This is a genomic window from Nocardia sp. NPDC046763, from assembly GCF_040645495.1.
Taxonomy (GTDB): Bacteria; Actinomycetota; Actinomycetes; order Mycobacteriales; family Mycobacteriaceae; genus Nocardia.
This window is the reverse complement of the sequence record NZ_JBEYYI010000022.1, coordinates 139,948-164,323: the sequence shown is the minus strand read 5'-3', so window position 1 is coordinate 164,323 and position 24,376 is coordinate 139,948. Positions and strand designations below refer to the sequence as shown.

Annotated in this window: 20 protein-coding genes and 1 pseudogene; 9 read left to right on the top strand and 12 right to left on the bottom strand. The window is 69.8% G+C overall.

The window, feature by feature from the left end; translation table 11 throughout:
- Positions 1 to 75: 75 nt before the first annotated feature.
- Complete coding sequence (locus ABZ909_RS30545; protein ID WP_357006310.1) at positions 76 to 690, bottom strand: TetR/AcrR family transcriptional regulator; 615 nt, start codon at positions 688 to 690, stop codon at positions 76 to 78.
- Between the two features lie 53 nt (positions 691 to 743).
- On the opposite strand from ABZ909_RS30545, the gene ABZ909_RS30540 reads away from it, so the two are divergent.
- Positions 744 to 1,592 carry an alpha/beta hydrolase gene (locus ABZ909_RS30540; RefSeq protein WP_357006308.1) on the top strand — a complete coding sequence of 283 codons (849 nt, stop codon included), beginning with the start codon at positions 744 to 746 and terminating at the stop codon, positions 1,590 to 1,592.
- 61 nt (positions 1,593 to 1,653) lie between these two features.
- On the top strand, positions 1,654 to 2,571 hold the full coding sequence (locus ABZ909_RS30535) for an alpha/beta hydrolase (protein WP_357006307.1): 918 nt from the start codon (positions 1,654 to 1,656) through the stop codon (positions 2,569 to 2,571).
- A 3-nt stretch (positions 2,572 to 2,574) separates the two neighbouring features.
- Here ABZ909_RS30535 and ABZ909_RS30530 read toward each other — a convergent pair whose 3' ends face one another.
- Positions 2,575 to 3,012: a hypothetical protein gene (locus ABZ909_RS30530; protein ID WP_357006305.1), complete on the bottom strand. Its 438-nt coding sequence runs from the start codon at positions 3,010 to 3,012 to the stop codon at positions 2,575 to 2,577.
- 99 nt (positions 3,013 to 3,111) lie between these two features.
- Between ABZ909_RS30530 and ABZ909_RS30525 the strand changes: the two genes are divergently transcribed.
- Positions 3,112 to 5,415, top strand: coding sequence for a LuxR C-terminal-related transcriptional regulator (locus tag ABZ909_RS30525; RefSeq protein ID WP_357006303.1), 2,304 nt, complete (start codon positions 3,112 to 3,114; stop codon positions 5,413 to 5,415).
- 14 nt (positions 5,416 to 5,429) lie between these two features.
- On the opposite strand, the gene ABZ909_RS30520 is transcribed toward ABZ909_RS30525, so the two are convergent.
- From ABZ909_RS30520 to ABZ909_RS30495, 6 genes are all read right to left on the bottom strand, one after another.
- Positions 5,430 to 5,951, bottom strand: a complete 522-nt coding sequence (locus tag ABZ909_RS30520; protein WP_357006301.1) for a DinB family protein — start codon at positions 5,949 to 5,951, stop codon at positions 5,430 to 5,432.
- 84 nt (positions 5,952 to 6,035) lie between these two features.
- Positions 6,036 to 6,890 carry an alpha/beta fold hydrolase gene (locus ABZ909_RS30515; RefSeq protein ID WP_357006299.1) on the bottom strand — a complete coding sequence of 285 codons (855 nt, stop codon included), beginning with the start codon at positions 6,888 to 6,890 and terminating at the stop codon, positions 6,036 to 6,038.
- Positions 6,890 to 8,050 (bottom strand): 3-hydroxy-9,10-secoandrosta-1,3,5(10)-triene-9,17-dione monooxygenase oxygenase subunit, encoded by a 1,161-nt coding sequence (gene hsaA / locus ABZ909_RS30510; protein WP_357006297.1) that lies wholly within the window; start codon positions 8,048 to 8,050, stop codon positions 6,890 to 6,892. Before hsaA ends, ABZ909_RS30515 begins: the two co-directional genes overlap by 1 nt.
- 129 nt (positions 8,051 to 8,179) lie before the next feature.
- Positions 8,180 to 10,198: an alpha/beta-hydrolase family protein gene (locus ABZ909_RS30505; RefSeq protein WP_357006295.1), complete on the bottom strand. Its 2,019-nt coding sequence runs from the start codon at positions 10,196 to 10,198 to the stop codon at positions 8,180 to 8,182.
- A 276-nt stretch (positions 10,199 to 10,474) separates the two neighbouring features.
- On the bottom strand, positions 10,475 to 11,425 hold the full coding sequence (locus ABZ909_RS30500) for a LysR substrate-binding domain-containing protein (protein ID WP_357006292.1): 951 nt from the start codon (positions 11,423 to 11,425) through the stop codon (positions 10,475 to 10,477).
- Between the two features lie 103 nt (positions 11,426 to 11,528).
- Entirely contained in the window at positions 11,529 to 13,037 is a 1,509-nt protein-coding gene (locus ABZ909_RS30495) for an FAD-dependent oxidoreductase (RefSeq protein WP_357006289.1), read from the bottom strand.
- Between the two features lie 166 nt (positions 13,038 to 13,203).
- Here ABZ909_RS30495 and ABZ909_RS30490 point away from each other — a divergent pair, with 166 nt between their 5' ends.
- The 5 genes from ABZ909_RS30490 (at position 13,204) to xylB (ending at position 20,304) form a co-directional block, all read left to right on the top strand.
- A complete protein-coding gene (locus tag ABZ909_RS30490; RefSeq protein WP_357006287.1) occupies positions 13,204 to 15,594 on the top strand; it encodes a PEP-utilizing enzyme in 2,391 nt (796 codons plus the stop codon).
- A gap of 168 nt (positions 15,595 to 15,762) precedes the next feature.
- Complete coding sequence (locus ABZ909_RS30485; RefSeq protein WP_357006285.1) at positions 15,763 to 16,677, top strand: tyrosine-protein phosphatase; 915 nt, start codon at positions 15,763 to 15,765, stop codon at positions 16,675 to 16,677.
- A gap of 98 nt (positions 16,678 to 16,775) precedes the next feature.
- Complete coding sequence (locus ABZ909_RS30480) at positions 16,776 to 17,783, top strand: glycoside hydrolase family 172 protein (RefSeq protein ID WP_357006284.1); 1,008 nt, start codon at positions 16,776 to 16,778, stop codon at positions 17,781 to 17,783.
- Positions 17,784 to 17,887: 104 nt separating this feature from the next.
- Positions 17,888 to 18,898, top strand: coding sequence for a zinc-dependent alcohol dehydrogenase family protein (locus ABZ909_RS30475; RefSeq protein ID WP_357006282.1), 1,011 nt, complete (start codon positions 17,888 to 17,890; stop codon positions 18,896 to 18,898).
- 17 nt (positions 18,899 to 18,915) lie between these two features.
- Complete coding sequence (gene xylB / locus ABZ909_RS30470) at positions 18,916 to 20,304, top strand: xylulokinase (protein ID WP_357006280.1); 1,389 nt, start codon at positions 18,916 to 18,918, stop codon at positions 20,302 to 20,304.
- On the opposite strand, the gene ABZ909_RS30465 is transcribed toward xylB, so the two are convergent.
- Complete coding sequence (locus ABZ909_RS30465) at positions 20,295 to 20,465, bottom strand: ribbon-helix-helix domain-containing protein (protein WP_357006278.1); 171 nt, start codon at positions 20,463 to 20,465, stop codon at positions 20,295 to 20,297. The two genes, xylB and ABZ909_RS30465, sit on opposite strands and share 10 nt — an antisense overlap.
- 122 nt (positions 20,466 to 20,587) lie before the next feature.
- Here ABZ909_RS30465 and ABZ909_RS30460 point away from each other — a divergent pair.
- Positions 20,588 to 20,713: pseudogene (locus tag ABZ909_RS30460) on the top strand (PLP-dependent transferase); the annotation flags it as partial.
- Positions 20,714 to 20,717: 4 nt separating this feature from the next.
- Here the strand turns inward: ABZ909_RS30460 and ABZ909_RS30455 are convergent.
- Genes ABZ909_RS30455 through ABZ909_RS30445 form a run of 3 tightly spaced genes read right to left on the bottom strand, consistent with a single transcriptional unit; the run spans position 20,718 to position 24,307 of the window.
- A complete protein-coding gene (locus ABZ909_RS30455; protein ID WP_357006276.1) occupies positions 20,718 to 21,377 on the bottom strand; it encodes a TMEM175 family protein in 660 nt (219 codons plus the stop codon).
- Between the two features lie 34 nt (positions 21,378 to 21,411).
- Positions 21,412 to 22,887 (bottom strand): FGGY-family carbohydrate kinase, encoded by a 1,476-nt coding sequence (locus ABZ909_RS30450; protein ID WP_357006274.1) that lies wholly within the window; start codon positions 22,885 to 22,887, stop codon positions 21,412 to 21,414.
- A 1-nt stretch (position 22,888) separates the two neighbouring features.
- Entirely contained in the window at positions 22,889 to 24,307 is a 1,419-nt protein-coding gene (locus ABZ909_RS30445) for an L-fucose/L-arabinose isomerase family protein (RefSeq protein WP_357006271.1), read from the bottom strand.
- Positions 24,308 to 24,376 lie beyond the last annotated feature (69 nt).

Below are 24,376 nucleotides of genomic sequence, written 5' to 3'. Positions count from 1 at the left end.
AATTCGGCGATACCGCATGCGTTGAGTGTCACCCCCGTCGAATTCATGCTTTGATTTTACCGCCGAATGGACATGCTAGGAACCCGAAATGTCCAGTATCCCTTGCCTTTTCACAATTTCGGACACACGAGCACCCATCGCTTTACCGGCCGCCAAAATCGGCTCTGTCGATCGCAGGGTCCGACTGAGAATGAAAGCTCCTTCCAGCGCACCGAGAATCGCAATCAGCAATTCCCGGGCGTCGGCCGCGTCCAGGCCACGGCGGATGAAATAGCCTGTGCCCTCGTCGATCCAGGAGTTTATGACTTCCGCTGCCACGTCACGGATTCCGGGTTCACTGTCGGCCACTTCCCCGGCCACGGTGCCGACCGGGCACATGTTCATCCAGCCGGCCTGCTCGATGGTTTCCGCGGCGGCGGTGAAGGCGGCCGGGACGGCTTCGCGGAGGTCGTCGTGGGCGTCCATCAGGAGCGGTAGCAGCTGGATGTAGGCGGCGCCCGAGACGCGCAGGGCCTCGGCGGCGATGGCCGACTTCCCGGCGGGGAAGTGGTGGTAGAGCGAGCCCATCGGGGCGCCCGACGCCGAGGTGATCTGTTTGACGGTGATCGCGCTGTAGCCCTGGACGCGCATGAGCTCGGCGACGGCGGTGACCAGGCGATCCCGGGTGGTGGTTGACAGCTTCTCGCTCACCCGTCCAGACTAGAGCAAACACACTAGAGCATGTGCTCTAGAGGGGAGATATCATGCCGACTGTCGAGCTGAGTGCGGGACGGGTGCACTACGCCGAGCGGGGCGAGGGGCCACCGGTGGTGTTGTTGCACGGGCTGCTGATGAACCACACGGTGTGGGACGAGGTGATCGGCAAGCTGCCCGAGGGCTTCCGTTACCTGTTGCCGGATCTGCCGCTCGGGTCGCATCCGGAGCCTTTGCGCGAGGGCGCGGATCTGACCATGCGCGGGCTCAATCAGCTGATCGCGGATTTCCTGGCCGCCCTGGACCTGCGCGACGTCACCCTGGTGCACAGCGACTGGGGCGGCGGGCTCTTCCTCACCGCCTACGGCCTCGACGAGCGCGTCGGCCGGTTGATCGTGCTGCCCTGCGAGGCCTTCGCCAACTTCCCGCCCGGCCTGCCCGGCAAGACCGCCATCGTGGGTGCGGCGCTGCCCGGTGGAATCACGCTGGCGCTCAGGCAGTTACGCGTCCGGTGGCTGCGCTCCTCACCGCTGCTGTTCGGCTGGATGGCGCGCTACCCGCTCAGCGACGAGATCATCCGCGGCTGGACCGATCCCGGCCTGCGGGACAAGCGGATTCAGCGCGATCTGCTCGCCTACGCCCGATCCCGCCGCAACAAGGCCGAGCTCATCGCGAATACCGAAGCGCTGCACGACTTTCCGGGTGAGGCGCTGATCCTGTGGTCGTCGGCCGGCAAGGTGATGCCGCGCGAGCACGGCCGGCGTCTGGCCGAGCTGATTCCCAAGGCTCGCCTGGTCGAGATCGACGACGCCTACGTCCTGTCGATGCTGGATCAGCCGGATGCCGTCGCCGCCGCCATGTCCGCCTTCCTCACCGGCGCGGTCATCGAACACAGCTGAGGGCATTGGTCCGATTCGGTATGGTCGAGGCCGCAGTCGGACTACCGCACGGGAGGCGCTGATGCCCAGCTTGCTCAGTCGGGCGGTGCCCGCGTATCTGCGGGTCGTCCGGGCCAATCGGCCGTTCATCAGCGCCGAAGGTGCGCGCGAGCACATTCGGGAACGCAGCCTCCGGCCCCAGGCCTACGGCCCGCCGCGCCTGTTGCGTTCGGATGTGACCATCGAGGTGCGCCGGGAGAACGGCTGGCCGATCTACACCCTCACGCCCCGATCCGGCCACGCCCGAGGCAATGTCGTGTACTGCCACGGCGGTGGCTGGGTCAATGAGGTCGCCCGGCAGCATTGGCAGCTGGCCGCGGATGTCGCGGCCGAGGCGGGCACGACGGTGACGGTGCCGATCTATCCGCTCATCCCCTATGGCACCGCCGACCAGGTGATCCCGGCCTTCGCGAACCTTGTTCGCGCCAATCGGGACCAGTACGGCGAGGTCTGCCTGGCGGGAGATTCGGCGGGCGGCCAGATCGCGTTGTCCACGGCGGTCCTGCTCCGCGACGAGCAGCAACCGGCTGCGCCTCGGACAGTGTTGATTTCACCCGCCCTGGACCTGAGCCTGAGCAATCCGGAGATCCTCACCATCCAGTCCGAGGATCCCTGGCTCGGACGCGATGGCGGCCTGGTTCTGGGCGACCACTGGCGCGGCTCGCTCTCGATCACCGACCCGCTGGTCAGCCCGCTGTTCGCCGACTTCACCGGTCTCGGCCCACTCACCGTCTTCTGCGGCACCCGCGACATCCTCCTGCCCGACACCCGGATCATGGTGGGCAAGGCCCGGGCCGCCGGTGTCGAGGTCGACTATCACGAGGCGCCCGAACTGGTCCACGTCTATCCCCTGACGCCGACTCCCGAAGGCAGCGAGGCGCGCATGCTGATCATCGACGCCCTGCGCGGCGCACTGACCCCGGCAACCTCCCCAGCCTGAACCTCAGCCGGGTTTCCCTGTCCCGGGCGCGTTTTCGGCCAACCACCGTCGTGCCCTGGCCACCGAGGCGCGCGAAAGCCAGGCGTCCTGCACGACCTCGGTGAGCTCCCGCAGGCTCAGTTCGGGAATTCGACTGCCGCGCACCAGGACCGAGAGATGCCCCTGGAAGTGCGGGGTGGTGAAGAACGGTGAATCCGGGTCCTGGGTGAGGGCCAGTTTGTCGTCCTCCGACGGCACCCAGAAGATGATGACGTCGTCGTACCGCTCTCCCGTCCCCGGGTCGGCGGCGTCCGGGCGCGGGGTCCGGAAGTAGACGAAGGACTTGCGGCCGACCTGGTAGACGGGGTTACCCGCGGGCCCGTGCTCGACGGTGACGTGCGGCATACCGGTCGCCAATTCGTGGACGTCCGCCAGGCGGGCTCGGCGCGTTCGGCTCGGCACCCGGTCGAGTGTATCGCCGCACACATCTGGAACGGCCGCGAGCTGCGTTTATGCGTACCTGCTGGCACAGAATGCGGCAAATCACATAGGTTTAACGCCATGGCGCGGCGTGTCAATGGAAACCTCCCCGAAGAGGTAACTAGCTTCGTCGGCCGCCGCGAAGAGCTGGCTACTTCGAAGCGCCTGCTGCCCACCACCCGGGTGCTCACTCTGCTGGGTCCCGGCGGCATGGGGAAGACCCGCCTGTCACGACAGATCGGGCACCTCGTCGCACGCGCGTTCCCCGACGGCGCGTGGCTGGTCGAGCTGGCCGATGTGCAGGATCCGGCGCTGGTCACGCTGAGCGTCGCCGAGGCGTTGAATCTGCGCGACGAATCCACCGCTCCCCTGCCCCGGCTCACCGAATTCCTGGCCGACAAGCGGCTGCTGCTCATTCTGGACAACTGTGAGCATCTGATCGAGGCGTGCGCCGCGCTGGTCGGCCGGATCATCGCCACCACACCGGATGTGCGGGTGCTGGCCACCAGCCGCGAGGTGCTCGGGATACCGGGCGAACAGGTCATGCCGGTGCCGCCGCTGACCGTGGCCCAGACCGCCGGCGAGGACAGCGACGCGCTGCAGCTGTTCATCGAGCGCGCCAGCGCCGCCAACCCGGGCTTCCAGGCCACCCCCGGCAACCGGCCGGTGCTGGCGGAGATCTGCCGCCGCCTCGAGGGCATGCCGCTCGCGCTGGAGCTGGCGGCGTTGCGGCTGCGCATGTTCACGCCGGAGCAGATTCTGGACCGCCTCGACGACACCATGGGGCTGCTCAGCGCCGGTCCGCGCACCGCTCCGCAGCGCCAGCAGACCATCGAGGGCGCGATCCGCTGGAGCTACGACCTCTGTACCGCGGCGGAACAGGCGCTGTGGGAACAGCTTTCGGTGTTCGCCGGCGGTTTCGACATCGATGCCGCGGAGGCGGTGTGCGAGCTGGGGTCCGCGTCGCTGATGGAGGCGCTGACCGGGCTGGTGGACAAGTCGGTGGTGATGCTGCGCTTCGACGGGGATGTCGCCCGGTACTCGATGCTGGAGCCGATCCGTCAGTTCGCCGCCGACCGGCTCGCCGAACGCGGTACGGACCAGGAGGTTCGGGCGCGGCACCGCGAGCACTACCGGCAGCTGGCCATGCGCGGGCAGACCGCGTACTGGACCGCGGAGGACGTGGAGTGGTTCCGGGAGCTGAGCCGCGAGCACGCGAATCTGCGTGCCGCCCTGCGCTCGGGCCTGGAGGACGAACCGCTGCGCACCATGGCCACGGTGACCGTGCTGCGCCCGTTCTGGGAGCACAACCGCTTCCTGTCCGAGGGCTATCGCTGGCTCACGGATTCGCTGGCGCGCAACCCCGAGCGCACCGCCGAGCGCGCCAAGGCGTTGTCCTCGGCGGCCTCGCTGGCCGCGCTGCTCGGCGATCAGGAGTCCGCCGCGCGCCTGGTGGCCGAATGCATGGAATTGGCTGCCGCCCTGGGCGATACCGACATCATGGCCGAGGTGGCGCTGGATCGGTCACTGCTGGCCTTCGCCGCCAGCGACCGCGAGCGTTCCCTGGAGCTGGGCCGCAGCGCCATCGAGCTCGCGGCCACGCACGGCCAGAACGCCATCGAAATGGACTCGCACGCCTTCTCTTTCATGGCGGCCATGGTGCTGGAGGCGCCGGGCCGTACCGAATTGGCCGAGCGCTTCCTGGAACTCACCACCGACAGCGGTTCGCACCTGCTGGGCGGGCTGGCGCTGTGGACGGTCGGGATCGACCACTGGCGGCGCGGCGAACTCGAGGCCGCCGCCGAATTCCACGGCCGCGCCATCGAGGAGCTGGCCCTGTTCGAGCGCTGTATCTGGCTGTCGTCGGCCTTCGAGGGGCTGGCCTGGACGGTCTCCGCGGACGGCGACCACGAGCGGGCCGCCCGCCTGCTGGGCGCGGCGGAATCCCTGCAGCGCAGCACGATTCGACTGGCCCACACCATCACCATCGCGGTCGGCGAGAAGGAGCGGCTCAAGGTCCGGGACGCGCTGGGCGAGGAGGCGTTCCGCACCGCGTTCGGCGCGGGCGCGAGCCTGCCGCTGGAGGAGGCCATCGACTACGCGCTCGGCCGCACCGCAGCCGCGCCGGAACCCGTCGCGCCGCCGCCCGCCTTGAAGCGCGCTCGGCGCGCGGCCACCGCGACCCTGTCCGAAACCAATGTGCTGACCCGTCGGCAGAAGGATGTGGCCCGCCTGGTCGCGGCCGGTCACAGCAACAAGCGGATCGCCGCCGACCTGGTCATCTCGGTCCGCACGGCCGAGACCCACGTCGAGCACATCCTCACCAAGCTCGGGCTCACCTCCCGGACGCAGCTGGCCGCCTGGGCGCACGAACACAATCTGTAGATCCGGCGGCGGCCTCAATAGCCGGTGGCGCCGTCGATGCGTTCGCGCAGCAGGTCGGCGTGGCCGTCGTGGCGGCCGTACTCCTCGATCATGTGCAGATAGATCCAGCGCAGGGAGAGGTCGGCGCCGGTACGGGGGTGCACGGCGGTGTGGTCCAGCGGCAGGTCCGCAATGGCCTTGTCGCACACGGCGATTTCCGCGAGGAAGCGGGCGTAGTCGGCTTCGGCCTGCTCGGCGACGAGGTCGTCGAAGTCGCCGCCCTGGCCCGGACCGCTGGAGTAGAGGTAGCCGACCGGCTCCCCCGCGGCCCGCTTGCGGAACCAGCCGCGTTCCACCTCGGTCATGTGCCGGATCAGGCCGAGCAGGGACATGGTGGACGGCGCCACGCTGCGCGTCGCGAGCTGGGCGCCGGTGAGCCCCTGGCATTTCCAGAGCAGGATCTCGCGGCCGCGGGTGAGCAGGGATTGCAGCATGGCCCGCTCGTCACCGACGAGCACCTGGGCGGACCGGGTGATATCCGGGGCTGTCCACGTCATGCTCGGACTGTAGCGCCGGGCCGAATCCGGTAAAACGAGTTCGGGGGTGGGAAATCCCACCCCCGAATCACCGGAAACGTCTTGCTACAGGCCGTTGTTCAGGAAGTCGACCACGGACCGCTCGAAGGCGTCCTTGCGCTCCACCATGACCCAGTGGCCGCAGCGGGCGAAGGTGCGCAGGTCCGCGTTCGGTAGCTGCCGGGCGGCGAAGAGCGAGCCCTCCACGGGGGTGACCCGGTCATCGCGGCCCCACAGGATGAGCACCTCCTGCGTGATGCCCTTCAACCGCGCCCACAGCGGGACCGGCTCGGCCAGCTTCGGGTTGTAGAAGGTGGCGTACGCGTCGCGCAGGGCGGCCTGGGCCTTGGGATCGGCCGCGGCCTTCAGGCGCTCGGCCACCAGTTCCTCGGTGAGCGTGGCCTGGTTGTAGACCATGGCCCGCAGGAAGCCCATGGCCTTCTCGTCGGTGGGGTTGGCGTTGAACTCCATGAGCCGCGTAATGCCCTCGGACAGTTCGGGTCCGAGCACGTTCACACCGACGCCGCCGGGCGCCATCAGCACCACGCGATCGACTCGGCCCGGGTGTTCGAGGGCGAGCAGGGTCGCGACGGTGCCGCCCATGGAATTGCCGAGCACATGCGCCTTCTCGATGCCCAGCTCGTCGAGCAGCCCGATCACCGCGTCGGCCGAGATGCGCAGGTAATTGCGCTCGTACACCTCCGGGCGGCCGCTCTCGCCGAAGCCCGGCTGATCCAGGACCAGGCAGCGGAAGTGCTGCGCCAGCACCGGCAGGTTGTCACCGAAGTTGGCCCAGCCGGACACGCCCGCACCGGAGCCGTGCAGCAGCACCAGCACCGGGCCCTCGCCGGCCTCGTGATAGCGGAGCTCGAGGCCGTCGACCGTCACCCAGCGGGTGGTGTTCTCCGCCGTCAGGGTCATCAGAGCATCCGATCCGCGACCTCGAGGCCCATGGCGCCCTTGCCGTACATGGCCAGCGCCCGCTCCACATCGTTGATCACGTGCACACTGCCGGCGTGCGCGTCACGCCAGTTGCGCTCGATGATGTTCGGGCGGCGGATGGCGTGGCCGCCGGAGTTCTTGAACAGCAGGTCGATCGCCTCGAGCGCGCGCTCGGTGCCGCGCACCTGATCGCGGCGGGTGGCCAGGCGCAGCTCGAACGGGATCTCCTCACCGGCCTGCGCGTAGCGCAGCTGCTCGCCCATATTGCGCTCCATCTGGAGCACGGCGGCGTCGATTTCCGAAGCGGCACGGGCGATCCGGACGTGGGCGAAGGGATCCTCCGATACCTTCTGCCCGCCGTAGGACAGCCGCACCCGCTCGCGCTGGCGCTCGATGTGCGCGTCGTACGCGCCCTGGGCCGCGCCGATGATCGGGGCGGTGATGGTGTTGGAGAACAGCGCACCGAACGAAATCTTGTACAGCGGAGAGGTATTCACCTGCTGGCCGGGGCCGACCAGGTTGGCCTGGTCCGCGGCCGAGTAGGCGCGGTGGGCCGGCACGAAGGCCTTCTCGATGACGATGTCGTTGGAACCGGTGCCGGACAGGCCCGACACGTTCCAGGTGTCCTCGATGCGGTAATCGGTGCGCGGCACCAGGACCGTGTAGTAGTCCATGCCGCTCTCGGTCGGCACCAGCGCGCCCAGGAACACCCACTGGCCGTGGTCGCAGCCCGAGGAGAAGGCCCAGCGGCCCGAGATCTCGTAGCCGCCCTCGACCTCGGTCAGCTTGCCGGTCGGCGCGTAGGAGGAGGACACCAGGGTGTCGGGGTCGGCAGCCCACACGTCCTGCTGGGCCTGGTCCTCGAACAGGGCCAGCTGCCAGGGGTGCGCGCCCAGCACCGAGGACACCCAGGCGGTCGACGGGCAGACGGTGGCGATGGTGCGGATCACCTCGTAGAAGGCGACCGGCGACTCCTCCATGCCGCCGAAGCGGGCCGGCTGGAGCATGCGGAACACGCCGGCCTCGGTGAGCTCGGCAATGCTGGCGTCGGGCACCCGCCGCTGCTCCTCGGCCTGAACCGCGCGTTCCCGGATCGCGGGCAGCAGATCGCGGACCCGATCGAGCACCTTGTTAGTCATGCGGGCGTTCCTCCTCGTGCCAGAGTTTCCTGCCCTCGAAGCTATGGCCAACGTGGTGTTTCGATCCGAAATAGTCCCGATGATCGGAACCCAGGTTCCGCTGGATACGGACCGATCGCTGTGTAGCGGCTATTTGTGGGCGTATTCCCAGGTGATGTCCTCGTCGAGGGCCTTGCGGATACTGCGTTCCAGGTCCGGGTTCCAGTCCTGCGGCTGGGCCACCGCGACCCAGCCGTCCAGGGGCAGATCGCCGTAGCGGTGGCCGTGGCCCGACGGGACGCCCTGGGCGTTCGCCAGGTCCGCACTGATCTGCCAGAAGGTGACGATCGGCCACCAGCGGATGGACTTGGAGACGTCCGCACCGCGCGGTTCCTTCAGCCAATCCGGTTGTGTGAAGAGCAGATCCGGCGACCACCAGACGATCGGGTCGGAGGCGTGCTGCAGATACACCACGCGCGGGTCGAACCACTGCCGGTCCGGTCGGCCCAGTTCCGGTGCGGTGGCGGCGAAGCGGACGATCAGGCCGTCGGCGTAGACGGGCAGGATCTCCGGCGTTCCCGGATCACGGCGCTGCACGAGCTGACTCCAGATCCGGTTGGAGTTGGGCGGACCGACCCACAGCACGCCGTCGACCATGGTGCGGATGTCGTCGAGTCCGGTGAAGGCGCCCTCGGAGCCCTGCGAGCCCAGACTCTCTCCGTACACCAGCAGTTTCGGGCGCCGGCCGGGCGGCAGCTGCGCCCAGCGCTCATGGACGGCGTGGATCACCGCATTCCCGGACTCGGTGGCCTTCTGGCGGTCGGAGAGGAACGACAGCACGCTCGGCAGGTAGGAGTACTGGGTGGCGGCGATGGCGGTGTCACCGCCGTACATGTACTCGATGGACGCGGCGGTGGTGGAGTCCACCCAGCCGGTTCCGGTGGTGGTGACCACGACCAGCACCTTGCGCTCGAAGGCGTGGGTGCGATCCAGTTCCCGCACCACCAGATCGGCGATGTCCTGCTGCGTGTTCGCCGAGTCCAGGCCCGCGTACACCCGAATCGGTTCGCGCGCGGGCTTTCCCGTGACCTGGGCGATCCGGTCGGCGGTCGGCGCGGTGGCGACGAACCAGCGGCCCTCCGACCCGAGCGTATCCCAGGGCGCCAGTGACTGTGGGCTGCCGGACCTTTCGGGCAGCTGCGGCTGAACGACGCTCGGCGAGGTCTTGCCATTGCGCAGGCTGAACGCCGAATTCGCCACGGAGAAGAAGGCTTTCGCCAGCACACCCTGGAACAGCAGCACCGCGACCACCGCGACCACGATCACCGCGCCCGGGTAGGCGATGTTCCGCGGCACCCGCCATTCGATGTTGAGCAACCGCACGATCAGCCGGATCAGCCACCGCACCAGGCGATACGCCGCGATCACCAGCCCGAGGGTCACCGCCGCCACCAGTTCGGCGCGCAGGTAGCTGGAGGTGGTGGTGGGCGTCATCCCCATCAGCAGTTCGAGATCGCGCTGCCAGCGCGCCGACCGCGCCAGCACCAGGGCGGCGCCGACGATGGTCCCGACCAGGATCGCGGCCTTGCCGACCGCCCGCGTCGTCTCGCTCGGATGCCACAGCTTGGCCAGGCCCTCCGCCGACTCCGGCAGCCGGGGCCGCACCCACTTCTTGAAGGCCCACTCCAGCACGCAACCCAGGCCGTACCCGATGGCCGCGCTGATCCCGCAGACCAGGCCCTCGAACAGCCAGGTCCGCGGCAGCAGTGAGGGCGACACCGCCCAGAGGAAGAAGATCCAGGCCACCACCAGCCCGGGATAATTCGGATTGACGGCCCGTTCCGCACGATCCGCGATCGCCCACACACGTGAACGCAGTGATGCAGGCCGTGCGGCGGCTGCGGCCTGCCCGTCCGTCTCACCCGTGTCGGTCGACTCGCCAGTCGCGGTCACCTCTTCGCGCCCGGTCGTCCCATCGGGCTCGGTCGCCTCGTCACATTCGGTCGTCTCATCGGGCTCGGTCGTCTCATCGGGCTCCGTCGTCTCATCGGGCTCGGTCGCAGGCTGAGATACGGTCACAGCCTGGGGTTCGGTCGCTTCGTCGCGCCCGGTCGCCGCCGCGCGGGCGTCGTCCCCGTGCTCGTCACCCTGCTGTTCGTCCGCCGTCATGCCCCCGAGTCTGATCGCCCGATTGCGGCCGCACCAGCGACACGCGTGGCGATGGGCGCCGACACCGCCCGGACGACGGGGGCTCAGTCCGTCGCCGGGCGGTGCCGGCCATCCGAGATCGCCTCATCGGGTAAATGAGGCTGTCGCGAACCTTGGGCGGGCTCGCTTGTGGACGCCGCGATCCCCCGTCGACCGCCCACGCGGAAACACATTAGGGCGCAGGGGAAGCGGTGAGAAACAGCTATTTCCCAGCCATTGACAAGCCCCGGTTGTCAATCACAGATGCTGCGGCAGGGTGCAGTCGTCGAGATCGGGTTGTTCCAGGCCCGCGACCAGGTCGGGGTTGGCGTCGCGAACGCGGCGCGCGATGTTCACGAACGAGCGCACCAGCGGCGTCTCGTGGTCCACGCGCCAGCCGACCGTCACCTCGTTGGGCGGGGCGTCGGCGACCGGCAGCACCCGGACCCGGGGAAAGGGCATCCACCGCGCCGACGCCACCGTCAGCACGACGCCGACCCCCACCGCGACCTTGTGCAGCTCCTCGAGCAGTGAACTCGACCGGGACACCACCGGGGCGGGCCGCCCGTCGCGGTGATCGTGCAACTCCCAGAAGGCATTCCACTCCGGATCGGTGGTGGCCGCCCCGAGCAGCGGCTCGTCGAGCAGATCCCGCACCCGCACCTCGGGGAGTTCCGCCAGCCGGTGTGCGGCGGGGACCAGCGCCACCAGCGGCTCGGCGAACAGGGGCTCGAAGCGGATTCCGGCCGCGCGGAACGGGAGTCGCACGAAGGCCACGTCCACGGTCCCGTTCTCCAGTCCGGCCGCGGGCTCCTCGTAGGTGAACTGCCGCATGTCGACCGTCACCCCGGGATGCTGTTCACGAAAGGCCGCGAGGATCGGTTCGGTGAGGGTGAGCGCCGCGCCCTCCAGATACCCGAGCACCAGCCGATCCGACTCCCGCCGCTGCGCCACCCGCGCGCGCTCGACCGCCATTTCCAGTGTGGTCAAGGCACTTCGGACACCGTCGAGGAGGGCCGCCCCCGCCGCGGTGAGCTCGACGCTGCGGGTGGTCCGCGTGAACAGCACCAGATCCAGCGCCTTCTCCAGCTGCCGGATCTGCGCGCTCAGCCCCTGCTGCGCCACATGCAACCGCTGCGCGGCGCGCGTGAAGCTCAGCTCCTCCGCCACCGCAACGAAATACCGCAGCTGCCGCGTGTGAATTTCCATAGCGGGCGAGTCTAGAACCCGGTCCCGCCGGCAAAACGGCCATCGCCCAACACAACTCGCCGGAAGCGGCGGCGGCCGAGTCCGATAGCCCAGGTCCTCGGCATCACGCGCGCCGGGCGGCCGCGGTGCCCGCGCGGCGGCCGAAGAAGGTGCCGTCGCCGAGTGAGGTGCCGGAGATGTAGCCGAAACCGTGCAGGCCGTTGGCGGCTCGACCGGCGGCGTAGAGGCCCGGGATGGGGCGGCCGCCGAGGTCGAGGACGTGGCCGTCCAGGTCGGTGTGGAGGCCGCCGAGGGTGAAGACGGACGCGCCGGTGCCACGGCGGTCACCGGCTTCCGACGGCGGGCGCACGCCGGCCTTGACGTCGATGGCGGCGAACGGCGGGGTCAGTTCGCGCAGCCAGCGGGGCGACTTGTGATGGTCGAGATCGGTTCCCTGCCGGGCGAATTCGTTGTAGCGGGTGATGGCCGCGGTCAGCGAGCCCGCCGGCAGGCCGGTCAGCTCTTCCAGTTCGGCGGGGGTCTCGGCGACGTGGGTGGGCCGCACACCCCAGCGCTGCTGCTCGGGGACGTCCTCGAAGCCGTCCTCGTCGACGACGACCCAGACCGCGGTGTCGTCGCCCGCCCAGCTGCCGCCCATGTTCTGGCGGTAGAGCGCGTGCTGGCCGATGCGGCCGGGATAGGTGTCCTCGTTGATGAAGCGACGGCCGAGGGCATTGACCACCAGCCCGCGCGCGGCCAGCCCGGGAATGAGGGACATGCCGACCTGACCGGCGGACATGTGGCGCACGGCCGCGCCCAGCGCCTGGGCCATGCGGATACCGGAACCGTCGTCGGTGCCCGCGCTGACCTTGGTGTGGCCCAGCAGTTGCGGCGCGTGGGCGGCGAGCATGTCGTCGTTGTCGACGAAACCGCCTGTGGTGAGCACGATTCCACGACGGGCACGGATGGTGATCTCCTTGCCGTACTGCCGCGCGACCGCTCCGACCACGACACCCTCGCCGTCCACGATCAGGGTGCCGACATGGGTGTCGAACAATGCGGTGGCGCCGGCGGATTCGGCCGCGCCGGCCAGGCGCTCCATGAGCAGCTTGCCGCCGAAGTCATTGGCGGTGGGCCGGTGCCCGCGTGGGGCCGGATACGCCAGTTCCGCGAAGGGCCAGCTGTTCTCACCCAGCCACATGAGCCCGTCGTCGGTGGGCGGCACCCAGGTGGGGGCGTCCCACATGGTCGGCTTGAACGGCACGCCGCGGTCGACCAGCCAATGGAAGTGCTCGACGCTGCCCGCGCAGTACTCGTCGATCTTGGCCGCGTCCGCGCCCGCGCCGAGCGCCGCCTTCAGGAAGGCGGCCATCGCCTCGGGGGTGTCGTCGTAGCCGCAGCCCACCTGGATCGGGGTGCCGCCGCCCAGATAGATCTCGCCGCCCGACATCGCCGACGCGCCGCCCGGACCGCCGGACCTGTCCACCACCAGTACCCGGGCGCCCGCGTAGGCGGCCTCGTAGGCCGCCGAGGCGCCCGCCGCGCCGTACCCGACGACCAGCACATCGGTCTCGATGTCGTAGTGGCTCACCTCGTCGGCCGCCCGCGGCGTGACCGGATTCCGCACTGTCATGCCTCGACGGTGCCCGCTCCGACCACCGTCACTTAGCGCCCCATCTTGCTGAGCGATTCGCCGATCCCGTTGACCGGGACTGTGACCCGTCACCACCCGCCGCACTGGGGATGGTGTGTGAACGGCGTCACTGTGGTTGGGGATGCCTGCATGAGGAGGAGAGTCAATGCGGATTCTGGTCACCGGTGTCACCGAGCCGAGCGGCCGTGCCGTGGCGCGCATGCTGCTGGCGGCCGGCCACGAGGTGGTCGGCCTGGACCGGCAGCAGCACCGCTACGTGGACCCGCGGGTCGAGGTGATCGTCGGCGACCTGTCCGACGCCCAGGTCTGCGCGCGGGCCGTGGCCGGGGTGGACACGATCGTGCACCTGGCGGGTCCCGCGGTGGCGGCAATCGCCCAGGCGGCCGAGAACTCCGGTGCGCGCCTCGTGGTTCCCGTTGCGGCGGGCGGCGATTCGAGCGTCGAGAAGATCGTGACCGGCTCCGGCGCGGACGCGCTCATCGTGCGCACCGCGCTGGTGACCGGCCGGCGCATCGACCGCGGCAGCTGGCGCGCGCTGGAGACCCTGACCGGTGGCGGCAAGGGCAGCATCCAGGTGCTGCACTACGACGACCTGGAGCGCTTCCTGGTGCTGGCGGCGCTGTCGCAGCGCGGCGGCGTGGTCGAGCTGGCCGCGCCCGGCAACGTGTCGAGCGCCGAGGTGAAGCGCATCCTCGCCGACGCGGGCGCGAAATACGGTGCGTGGCTGCCGAAGTCGTCGGCATCGCAGGCCCCGGTGGACGCGAGCGCCGCCCGCGAGGACTGGGGCTTCCGCTACGGCTGGACCGCCACCGAGGTGATCGCCGACGTGGCGCGCGGCCTGTACGGCCGCAAGAGCGGCGGCTCCGGCATCCGCGATCGCCGCGGCGCGATTCCGCTGCCCACCCACGTGGTGCCCCAGAACGCCCCCACCTCCGACGGCTACGCGCTGAAATCGGCTGCGCCCGAAGGCCTGCAGGGCGAATTCGACGACATGGTCGACGACCGCATCCCGGTCTACACCGCCACCAACACCTCCGAGGCGCTGCCCGGCCCGCTCACCCCGCTGACCATCGATCTGCAGGCGGGCGCCATCCGGCTCGGCAGCGAGGCCATGGGCCACATGATCGCCATCGAGGGAATCGCGCTGGAGCACTGGGTATCCCGCGTGACCAGCGTGCTCGGCCACAGCGTGTACATCAACGCCTCCATCGGCGTCTTCTCCGCGCAGAACATGCCCGGCTGGGACGAGGAGAGCGTGCGCCGCGACGTCTACGGCACCATCGGCGATGTCGAACTGCACCCCAAGGGCCGTCCGGCCATGCCGACCGGCCTGGCCGCCCGCGCCGGCACCTTCAAGGCCATGGGCCGGGTCGCGGCCACCGCCCTCGGCTACAGCAAGACCGCCGAGCACATCAATGCCGCCTCGCACGCGGAAGCGCTGACCCGCGACCAGATCTCGGAGCTCACCGACGAGCAGCTGCACGCCCGCGCCCTGCTCTGGCGCGACCGCCTCAACCAGGCGTGGCAGGCGGCCTCCATCGGCGTCATGATGACCGGTGCGGCCACCGCCGCCCACAAGGGCGAGGTCAAGATCGACCTGAACCGCCTGGAGTCGGCCAAGACCATGCTCGCCGTCGAGCGGCTGGCGGCCCTGTGCCGCAAGGACGCCGGACTGCAGGCGCTGGCCAAGACCGGTGACGTGGCCGCCGCCCGCGAGAAGTCGCCGGAGTTCTCGCAGGCCCTCGACCAGGAGCTGGCCCGGATCGGTCACCGTGGCCCGGGCGAGTGCGAGCTCATCAACGCCACCTTCGGCGACCGCCCCGAGCTGTTGGTCACCGCCGCCGGGCGGGCCGCGGAAATGCCCGCGCCGCACCGCGAACCGGTGCCGGAGCCGACCAGCCGCACCGCCAAGATGGCCGTCGGCGCGACCGTCTACCGCGAGCGCGCCCGCGACGCCGTCGTGCGGGTCACCAACTGCCTGCGCCTGGCCACCCAGGAGCGGGCCGCGCGCCTGGTGCGCGCGGGCAAGCTCACCGAGATCGAGGATTCGGCGTTCCTGAACCTCGACGAAATCCTCTGGGCCCCGGCCGATCTGCAGGAGCGGGTGGCGCGCCGCCGCGCCGAGCGCACCCGATTCCAGGCCATCCGGATGCCCGATGTGGTCAACGGTCCGTGGGAGCCGGAGGAGATCTCCGGCGCGATCGCGGTGGGCGACACCATCTCCGGCCTGGGAGTGAGCCCCGGCGTGGTGGAGGGCACCGTCAAGCGCGTGCTGACCCTCGACGACGACATCGAGCCGGGCGACATCCTGGTGGCCGCGGTCACCGACACCGGCCACACCGCCATGTTCGGCTACGCGGGCGCGGTGGTCACCGATATCGGCGGCTCGGCCTCGCACGCCGCCATCGTGGCCCGCGAGTTCGGCGTCCCCTGCGTCGTCGACACCAAGACCGCCAGCACGGCGCTCCAGGACGGCCAGCGCGTCCGCGTCGACGGCGCCGCCGGAACCATCACGCTGCTGGCCGACGCGCAATAGCCCGGCCGGCAACCGAACCGTGCCTCGGGCGCGCTCCCGCGCTCGTGCCCGAGGCCGGTCGGTCATGCCCGGACCCGCGCGCCCCGCGCCGTATCCGGCAGCCGAGCGCGCGTCAGAAGCCCGGACCGGGACACCCCACCCCTGGTCCGTGATCGAAAGGAACCCCAAATGACGATCTCGCGCGCCGTACGCGGCACTCTCACCGGTGTAGCCGCCGCGCTCATCGCCATCACCCCGATCGCCGTCACCCCGGCGCTGGCGGCGCCCGTCCCGGTGCTACAGACGCCCAAGGGCGCGTCGCTGGACCTACCGTCCGCACCGAATGCCCGGGACCTGAGTGGCATCCCGACCCAGGGCGGCGACGGCAAGGTCAAGGACGGTTCGGTCTTCCGCTCCGACGCGCTGAACAAGCTGAGCGACGCCGAGCAGCAGCAGCTGGTGTCGGCGGGCATCGTCGAGATCATCGACTTCCGCAGCCCGACCGAGCGCGGCCAGAACCCGGACAAGCTGCCGTCCTCCATCCCGGAGAAGTCGCTGCCGGTCTACGACCCGAACAACGACTTCTACCTGTTCTTCGCCAAGGCCGTGCAGGGCGGCCCGGCCGTGCAGCAGCAGCTGCTCGGTGACGGCAAGGCCCATCAGTACATGGTCGACTACTACAAGTGGATGGTCACCGACCCGACCGCGCGCTCGCAGTTCAGCGCCGCGGTCAAGGAGATCGCCAATGCCAACGGCCCGGTGCTGTTCCACTGCACCGCCGGTAAGGACCGCACCGGCTGGATGTCGGCCATCCTGCTGAGCGCCCTGGGCGCGCCGAAGGGCCAGATCTACAACGACTACCTGGCGTCCAACGACAACCTGGCCGCGTCGAACAAGGCCACGCTGGACGGCCTGGTCGCCAAGGGCCTGGTCACCGATCCGTCGCTGTTCGAGCCGGTGCTCGGCGTGGACCGCGACTACCTGGACGCCTCGTTCGACGCGGTCCAGCAGAGCTTCGGCTCCTTCGACAACTTCCTGTCGCAGGGCCTGGGCGTCGACGACGCGACCGTCGCCGCGCTGAAGTCGAAACTGGTCGGTAAGTAAGCAGTTCCGGAATGCCGGCGCCGTGGTGGGACGGCGTCGGCATTCGCTTGTCCGCTACATGTCCGCTTCATAATCGTCATCGACATGCGAAAATTCGCATGGTGCACGAGATCTGGCAGCTGGACGGGCGGCGCACCCGCTCGGTGAGCGCGGAGAACCCCACCGGCGAGGCCGGCGGGGGCGGGCGCGCCATCTCCGGAACCGGGGCATTCGCGGCCGCGGGGCTGGGACGCGGGTGGAAGGTGTCGCCGTCCATCGATCTGCCGCCCGGCGAAACCGCCACGCTCGCCGACCTTTCCGGGCCCGGCGTGATCCGGCACGTGTGGCTCACCACCGATCGCGCACTGCTGCGCGACTTCACCCTCCGGATGTATTGGGACGGTTCACCCGAACCGGGCGTCGCGGTGCCGCTGGGCGACTTCTTCTGCAACGGCTGGGATCAGCTGGCGCTGATCAATTCCGCCATGGTGGTGGTCGCGCCCGCCGGCGGGCTGAACAGCTACTGGCCCATGCCCTTCCACGCTCACGCGCTCATCACCCTGCACAACGGGTCCGAGCGGGCCGCGCCGGTGTACTACCAGATCACCTATCTGGAGGAGGAGTTACCCGGCGCCGCCGGGTATCTGCATGCCCGGTGGCGCTGCTCCGATCCGCTGGGTACCCCGGCGGAACATCCGATCGTCGAGATCGACGGCGGTCCCGGACGGTATGCCGGAACGTATCTGGCCGTGCAGCCGCGGGCGGCGGGCTGGTGGGGCGAGGGCGAGCTGAAGTTCTATCTCGACGACGACACCGAATTCCCCACCCTGTGCGGGACCGGCACAGAGGACTATTTCGGCGGGGCCTGGAATTTCGACCTCGAGGGCGCTTATCGCCCCTACTCCACCCCCTATCTGGGCATGCCACAGGTGTTGCCGCCACATCGAATCTACGAACCGCACCAGCGATTCGGCATGTACCGCTGGCACATTCCCGACCCCATCTGTTTCGACCACGGCCTGCGCGCCACCGTGCAGGCGCTGGGCTGGCGCGAGGACGGCCACTACCTACCGCTGGACCAGGCGCATGTGGCCTCCACCGCCTTCTGGTATCACGCCCTCCCCTGATCCCCCGCGTATCGCCGGTAACGATTGCGGGAAAACAGAAAGATTGCGATTGCTATTGCGTAAAACGCGTCGGTCGGGTGGCACGCGGGTGCATGGTTATTGCTATGCGCGCTTTGGTGGTCGAGAAGCCCGGACAGTTCTCGGTCGAATCCGTGCCCGATCCGACACCGGGCACCGGTGAGGTGGTGATCCGGGTGGATGCGGTCGGGATATGCGGTACCGATATCCATATCGTGGAGGGCGAATTCCCGCCCACGCCCTATCCGATCGTGCCCGGCCACGAATTCGCCGGGGAGGTGGTGGCGCTCGGCGCGGACGCGGCCGGGGTGCGGGCCGGTGACCGGGTGGCGGTCGATCCCTCGCTGTTCTGCGGGCACTGCCACTACTGCGCGATCGGGCGCGGCAATCTCTGCGAGAACTGGGGCGCCATCGGCGATACCGTGGACGGCGCCATGGCCGAGTACGTGAAAGTGCCCGCCGCCAACTGTTATCGGCTGCCCGGGCATGTGCCGCCCGCGCACGGCGCACTGGTGGAACCACTCTCGTGCGCGGTGCACGGATTCGATGTGCTGCCACGGCGACTCGGGTCGCACTACCTGATCTACGGCGCGGGCACCATGGGGCTGCTCATGCTGCAGCTGGCCATCGCGGCGGGCGCGGCGTCGGTGTCGATGGTGGACACCAATGCCGACCGGCTGTCCATCGCGCGCACACTCGGCGCGGACGCCGCCACCGTGTCCGCCGAGGACATGGACCGGCCCGAGGGCTGGGAGATCGTGATCGATTGCAGCGGAACGGTGGCCGCGATCGAGGACGGCTTGTCCCGGGTGCGGCGCGGCGGCACCTATCAACAGTTCGGGGTGGCCCCGGCGGCCGCGCGGGCGAGCATCTCGCCGTTCCGCGTCTACAACGACGAGATCACCATCGTCGGATCCATGGCCGTGCTGCACAGTTTCGGGCGGGCCGTGGACCTGCTCGGGGAGGGCGTCATCGACGCCGACACCGTGATCACCCACGACTTCGCGCTCGACGAATTCGGCGATGCCCTGCGAACCTTCCGCGCGGGCACCGGACGCAAGATCCAGCTGCACCCCGGACGGGCGGCGGCACGATAGAGGGTGGTGACTGGCCAATGACGGTCGTTGCCGGAGTGGACTCGTCCACTCGGTCCTGCAAGATCGTGGTGTGCGATGCCGATACCGGAACGATATTGCGGCACCGCCAGATTCCGCACTACGACGGGACCGAGGTGCCGCCGCTCATGTGGTGGGAGGCGCTACGGGCGGCCTGTGATCGCATGATGCGCGGTGTGGAGGCCATCGCGGTGGCCGGGCAGCAGCACGGGCTGGTGGCGCTGGACGCGGCGGGGCATCCGGTGCGAGATGCGTTGCTATGGAACGACACCCGGTCCGCGGAGGCGGCAACACAGCTGGTGGACGAGCTGGGCGGGCCGCAGGCGTGGGCGGACGCGGTGGGGAGTGTGCCGCTGGCCGCGCACACGGTGGCCAAGCTGCGCTGGTTCGCCGATCACGAACCCGAGCTGGCCGACCGGACGGTCCGGGTCCTGCTGCCACACGACTATCTGACCTGGCAGCTGCGCGGCGGTGATCCGGCCACCGAGCCGACCACCGATCGGGGTGACGCCTCCGGCACCGGGTACTGGTCACCGGCCGCGGGCGCCTACCGGCCGGACCTGCTGGCGCTGGCCTTCCGCGGCCGCAGTCCCGCGCTGCCGCGGGTGCTGGCGCCCGCCGAGATCGCCGGGCACACGCCGGGCGGGCGGCTGGTAGCGGCCGGCACCGGCGACAATGCCGCCGCCGCACTGGGTTTGGGCATCGGGGACGGGGACGTGGTGGTCTCGCTCGGGACCAGCGGAACCGTCTTCACCCGCGCCGCGCACCCCAGCGCCGATCCCTCCGGCGCGGTGAACGGGTTCGCCGACGCCACCGGGGCGTTCCTGCCGCTGGTGTGCACGCTCAATGCCGCCCGGGTGCTGGACGCGACCGCGGTGCTGCTGGGCACCGATGTGTCCGGCCTGGAGGTGCTGGCCGCGCAGTCGCCCGCGGGCGCGGACGGTCTCACCCTGCTCCCCTATCTCGCGGGTGAGCGGACCCCGAATCTGCCGTATGCCACCGGCAGCCTGCACGGCCTGCGATCGCACACCATGCGTCCGCACCATCTGGCCCGCGCCGCCATCGAGGGCATGCTCTGCAATATCGCCGAGGCCCTGGACCGCCTGCCGACGGTGCCGCATCGAATCCTGTTGATCGGCGGGGCATCCCGCTCCCGGCTCATCGCGCACGCCGCCGCCACCATCTTCGGCCGCACCGTCACGGTGCCCGACCCGAGCGAATACGTCGCCCTCGGCGCGGCCCGCCAGGCCGCCTGGGCCCTGCGCGGCGGTCCCCGACCACCCCGCTGGCCCAGCCCCGCGGGCACCGAATTCCATGCTCTGGCAGTGGGAATCGGCGCCGCTATTCGCCAGCGCTACACCGAGATACGGGACACCTACTACCCGTAGACGACCGGGCCATCGGACAGATAGTCGTCCCAGGTCTTGTGCCGGGTGATGTAGTTCCGGATGGCGTCCCGGGCAATGTCGTGTTTCGACCGCCCTTCCATCGCCGCCTGCGCACTCAGCGCAGCTTCTTCGTCCTCGCTGAGCCGCAAAGTCCATGCCACCGCGAATTCATATCACCCCCGCGCAACCCTGTCTGCCGAACGGTTGACCAGTTGGCAACCATCACAGGACCGGGGGGTGCTCCGGCGCTGGTCCGGGAGCCACGGTTGCGCTCACGGCGAGACAGCTGACCCCCGAGGAGCAGCTCGCGGCGGGCGTCACCCCCGGCCTGGTCCGTCTGGCCGTGGGGATCGAGGGCATCGACGACATCCTCGCCGATCTACGCGCGGGATTCGCCGCCGCGCGGTAGCCCCTCAGAAACGATCGAGCGGGCGAATCGGCGGGGAGACAGCCGAATTCACCTGGAGGGCGATTATCAGGCCGATGCTGAGGTAGGTGCTGATCGGGCAGAGGGCCACCGCCGCCGCATACAGCAGTTGCACGATGCCGATGCGGCGGCGGATGGCCGTCAGGTCTTCGGGCGCGGTGTGCTCGGCGAGCAGACCGGCGCGGCACGCGTAGCGGAGCGCGGCGAGCTGGACCAGGCCTAGGTACAGCAGGTCGGCCCAGTACACCAGCAGGGCCAGGCGGGACTGGGGGAAGGCGGCCAGCAGAGCGGTGGCGAAGGGCACCAGGCAGATTCCGAACAGGAACATGAGATGGATCCAGGTCAGCGAGCGGTCCGCCCGGTCCATGAGGTTGAGCTGGGTCTGCTGGCCGATCCAGAACATGCCGAGGGTAAGGAATCCGAGCAGGCAGATGAGGAACTGCGGACCCACGTGGGTCAGGGCATGCCAGACCGGTTGCTCGTCGGAGACCGCGCCCGCGCTCCACAGCGAGCGCTCGTGCCACGCCTCGCCCGCGGGCACGTGCAGATCCAGCACCAGCAATGTCATTGCCACAGCGAAGATTCCGTCGCTGAGCGCCCCCAGGCGGCCGAGGTCCTGCGCCGCGATGCGGTGATACCGAGTCATCCACCCGCCCTTCCCCGCCGGACCCTAGCGGATGTCACGGGACGGCGCGGTGCTGCTCCCGGGCGAGGAAGTGGGCGGTGGCCCTGGTCGCGTCGTAGAGGGATCGGTAGTGGCGGTAGTACGGGGCATAGTGGACGGTGGCCGGCGGGTCGGGTTCGATCGTCGTGATGATCGGGTTCCAGGCGGCGGTGTCCAGGCCCAGGGATTCGGCGGCGAGCAGGGCGTCGCCCAGGGCCGCGCCGACCGTGTCGGCCGGAAGCTGCTGGGGCAGGCCGGTGATGTCGGAGACTATGCGGGTCCACAGCCCGCCCTTGGTGCCGCCGCCCACGGCCACCAGCCGGGTGGCGGGAGCGCCCGCGGCGGACATGGCTTCGAGGTTGTGGCGCACGCCGTAGCCGATGCCCTCGAGGACCGCGCGATAGAGGTCGGCGCGCTGGTGGGTGACGGTGAGACCGGCGATCACGCCGCGGGCGTCCGGATCGAACAGGGGCGTGCGCTCGCCTGCGAAGTAGGGCAGCACCAGCAGGCCGCGGCTGCCGGGCGGAACGTGGGCGGCCTCGTCGAGGAGTTCGGTGAAATCGCTGCCGGTGAGGGTGCGCAGCCAGTCGGTGATCGCGCCGGAGGTGGCCATGCCGGCGGCGGACGTGTACGTGCCGGGCCAGGTTCCGCAGGTGGTCCACAGGCCGGGCTGGGGGCGGGGGTCGGCCAGCACCTGGGTGAGGAACATGGTGGTGCCGTACATGATCATGCAGTCGCCGGGGGCGCGGACGCCGACACCGGCGGCCTCGGCCCAGGCATCTATGGTGCCGGTGGTGACCGGTAGCCCGGCGGGCAGGCCGGTGGCCGCGGCCGCCTCGGCGGTGACCCGGCCGATTATCTCGGTGGGCCAGGCCAATTCGGGTAGTCGCAGGCCGGGTGCGACGGATTCGGCCCAGTCTGCGGCCCAGTCGCGGGCCATCAGGTCGTACATGGGCACGCACTGGCTGGCGGATTGATGGTCCAGGACGTAGCGGCCGGTGAGGCGATGGACCAGAAACGAGCTCGCCATCAACAGCATCCGGGTGGCCTGCCACACCTGCGGCTCGTGACGGATGAGCCAGCGCAGCTTCGGCCCGACCGCCTGACTGGTGAGGGGCGAGCCGCAGCGCTCCAGCACGGTCTCCGCGCCCAATTCCGCGTTCAGTTCCTCGATTTCGTCTCCGGCGCGAGTGTCGACCCCGTAGAGGATGGCCGGCCGCAAGGGGCGGCCCGCGGCGTCGGCGGGCAGCAGGCAGGGCCCGATGCCGCTCACCGCGAGCCCCTCGAGGGGTTCGCCGTCGGCGGCCGCCACCAGTTCCCGGGCGATGGCCGCGAAGTCGGCCCACCACACCGTCTCCGCGTCGTGCTCCACCCAGCCCGGGCGCGGCGTCGAAACCCGGTGTGGTCGTTCGGCTCTCATCGCGACCGTGCCTGCGTGGTCGACCAGGACGCCCTTGGATCCGGAGGTGCCGATATCGATGCCGAGGAGCATGTCAGCTCGCCCGGCTGAATTCGTCGAGCGTGACGTCGAGCAGTTCGCAGGCCGCGCGCACGGTGGCGCGCTGGTCGCCCGGCACGGCGTGAATGTGATTGGCGCCGAAGCGGGACAGGAAGTCCCCCGCGTCGGCGTCCAGGCGGGCGAAGGCGTGCGGCCACTCCCAGGTGGACTGTTTCATGAGCGATTCGTTGGTGGCCGGGTCGTAGGTCTCGAACTCGCCGAGCATCAGCTGCATGCGGTAGGCGCCGTCGCGACGGGTGAGCCGGGCCAGCGTCATCTGCCCGGGCGCGGCCAGGTGATGCACCGACGCGCCGCCGGCCGGGAAGAAGAACACCTCCGGATACAGGTGCACCCGGGCCAGATTCTCGGCCGGATCGTCGCTGCGCGCCGCGCACCAGGTGGCGTGCTGGCCGGAATTGCAGAGATCCCAGATGTCGCGGTCGGCGTGATAGTGGCGGACATCGGCGAAGAGCACCGGCGTGCCCGCGATCTGCTTGAGCAGCTGCATGGTGAGCGCCCCGTCCATATCCGCCTCGGTGGCGCACACGTGCGGCTGTTTGGGCCCGTTCCAGTCGTAGGGGTCGTTGAGGAACGCCTCGGTGATGTCCATAGTGGCGAAGTACTGGGTGAGCTCCGGCTGTCCCTTGATGCCGGAGAAGTCCAGCCGCCATTCCGCGATCAGATCCCGCATGGCCAGGTACGAGCGCAGCTGCCGCTCCAGCAGCTCCGGCGTCAGCTTGCCGCCGTCGTAGTGGACCCCGGCGGCATTGCGCTCCAGCCATTCTCGCGCCGCCCGGGCCTCACCGGCGTCGGCGAGCTCGGCCCGGCGCACAATCTCCCACTGGTCGATCTCCTCGACATCGATGCCGAACATCCGCTGCCACTGATCGGTATTGGCGACCGCGGTGTTCATGCCCATGGGCCGCCCGCCGATGCGCCCGAAGGTGCTGCCGCGCAGGCTCGCAACCGCCGCCGCGGCGCGGGCGCGCTCCCCGATGGCCGCGATCAGGTCCGGATCGGCGGGATCGCCCCACAGCCGGGCGTGCGCGCGGCCGATCTGGTCCAGCGCGCCGCCCGCCGCCAGCATGCCCACCATGCCCGGCTGCGCCGGATCGATATTGGACAGCAGCAGCAGCGGACCGCGCAGCGCGCCCGCGGCCAGCATGGTGAAGTGCGGGAACGCCCACACCGCGTAGTGCAGCACGGTCAGGTCCACCCCGGCCGCCTCCACCTGCCGGGCCACCGCCACCGCCTGATCGTTGCCGCCGATGGGTTGCACACCGCGAATCACGGTGTGCCCGGCCGCGGTCAGCTCGGTGACGAGCCTGTCCTCCGCGGTCCGGATGAATCCGACGATGCCGCCGTGCACATAGTCGCGGCCGTCGGAAAGACTGATCACGCCGATACGGGCCATACTGCCTGCCTCCCCGCGCTGGGTGGACTCTCGACTCCGTTCAGAATTCCAGTTCAAACCGCACGCCAC

Excerpts from the sequence above, each read along its gene's own strand:
- ABZ909_RS30505 (WP_357006295.1), bottom strand. The coding sequence starts at position 10,198 with ATGACGGCGGACGAACAGCAGGGTGACGAGCACGGGGACGACGCCCGC.
- ABZ909_RS30490 (WP_357006287.1), top strand. The coding sequence starts at position 13,204 with ATGCGGATTCTGGTCACCGGTGTCACCGAGCCGAGCGGCCGTGCCGTG.
- ABZ909_RS30515 (WP_357006299.1), bottom strand. The coding sequence starts at position 6,890 with ATGACCCTGACGGCGGAGAACACCACCCGCTGGGTGACGGTCGACGGC.
- ABZ909_RS30450 (WP_357006274.1), bottom strand. The coding sequence starts at position 22,887 with ATGCTCCTCGGCATCGATATCGGCACCTCCGGATCCAAGGGCGTCCTG.
- hsaA (WP_357006297.1), bottom strand. The coding sequence starts at position 8,050 with ATGACTAACAAGGTGCTCGATCGGGTCCGCGATCTGCTGCCCGCGATC.
- ABZ909_RS30540 (WP_357006308.1), top strand. The coding sequence starts at position 744 with ATGCCGACTGTCGAGCTGAGTGCGGGACGGGTGCACTACGCCGAGCGG.
- ABZ909_RS30480 (WP_357006284.1), top strand. The coding sequence starts at position 16,776 with ATGGTGCACGAGATCTGGCAGCTGGACGGGCGGCGCACCCGCTCGGTG.
- ABZ909_RS30500 (WP_357006292.1), bottom strand. The coding sequence starts at position 11,425 with ATGGAAATTCACACGCGGCAGCTGCGGTATTTCGTTGCGGTGGCGGAG.
- ABZ909_RS30475 (WP_357006282.1), top strand. The coding sequence starts at position 17,888 with ATGCGCGCTTTGGTGGTCGAGAAGCCCGGACAGTTCTCGGTCGAATCC.
- ABZ909_RS30445 (WP_357006271.1), bottom strand. The coding sequence starts at position 24,307 with ATGGCCCGTATCGGCGTGATCAGTCTTTCCGACGGCCGCGACTATGTG.
- ABZ909_RS30535 (WP_357006307.1), top strand. The coding sequence starts at position 1,654 with ATGCCCAGCTTGCTCAGTCGGGCGGTGCCCGCGTATCTGCGGGTCGTC.
- ABZ909_RS30485 (WP_357006285.1), top strand. The coding sequence starts at position 15,763 with ATGACGATCTCGCGCGCCGTACGCGGCACTCTCACCGGTGTAGCCGCC.
- ABZ909_RS30520 (WP_357006301.1), bottom strand. The coding sequence starts at position 5,951 with ATGACGTGGACAGCCCCGGATATCACCCGGTCCGCCCAGGTGCTCGTC.
- ABZ909_RS30525 (WP_357006303.1), top strand. The coding sequence starts at position 3,112 with ATGGCGCGGCGTGTCAATGGAAACCTCCCCGAAGAGGTAACTAGCTTC.
- ABZ909_RS30495 (WP_357006289.1), bottom strand. The coding sequence starts at position 13,037 with ATGACAGTGCGGAATCCGGTCACGCCGCGGGCGGCCGACGAGGTGAGC.
- xylB (WP_357006280.1), top strand. The coding sequence starts at position 18,916 with ATGACGGTCGTTGCCGGAGTGGACTCGTCCACTCGGTCCTGCAAGATC.
- ABZ909_RS30455 (WP_357006276.1), bottom strand. The coding sequence starts at position 21,377 with ATGACTCGGTATCACCGCATCGCGGCGCAGGACCTCGGCCGCCTGGGG.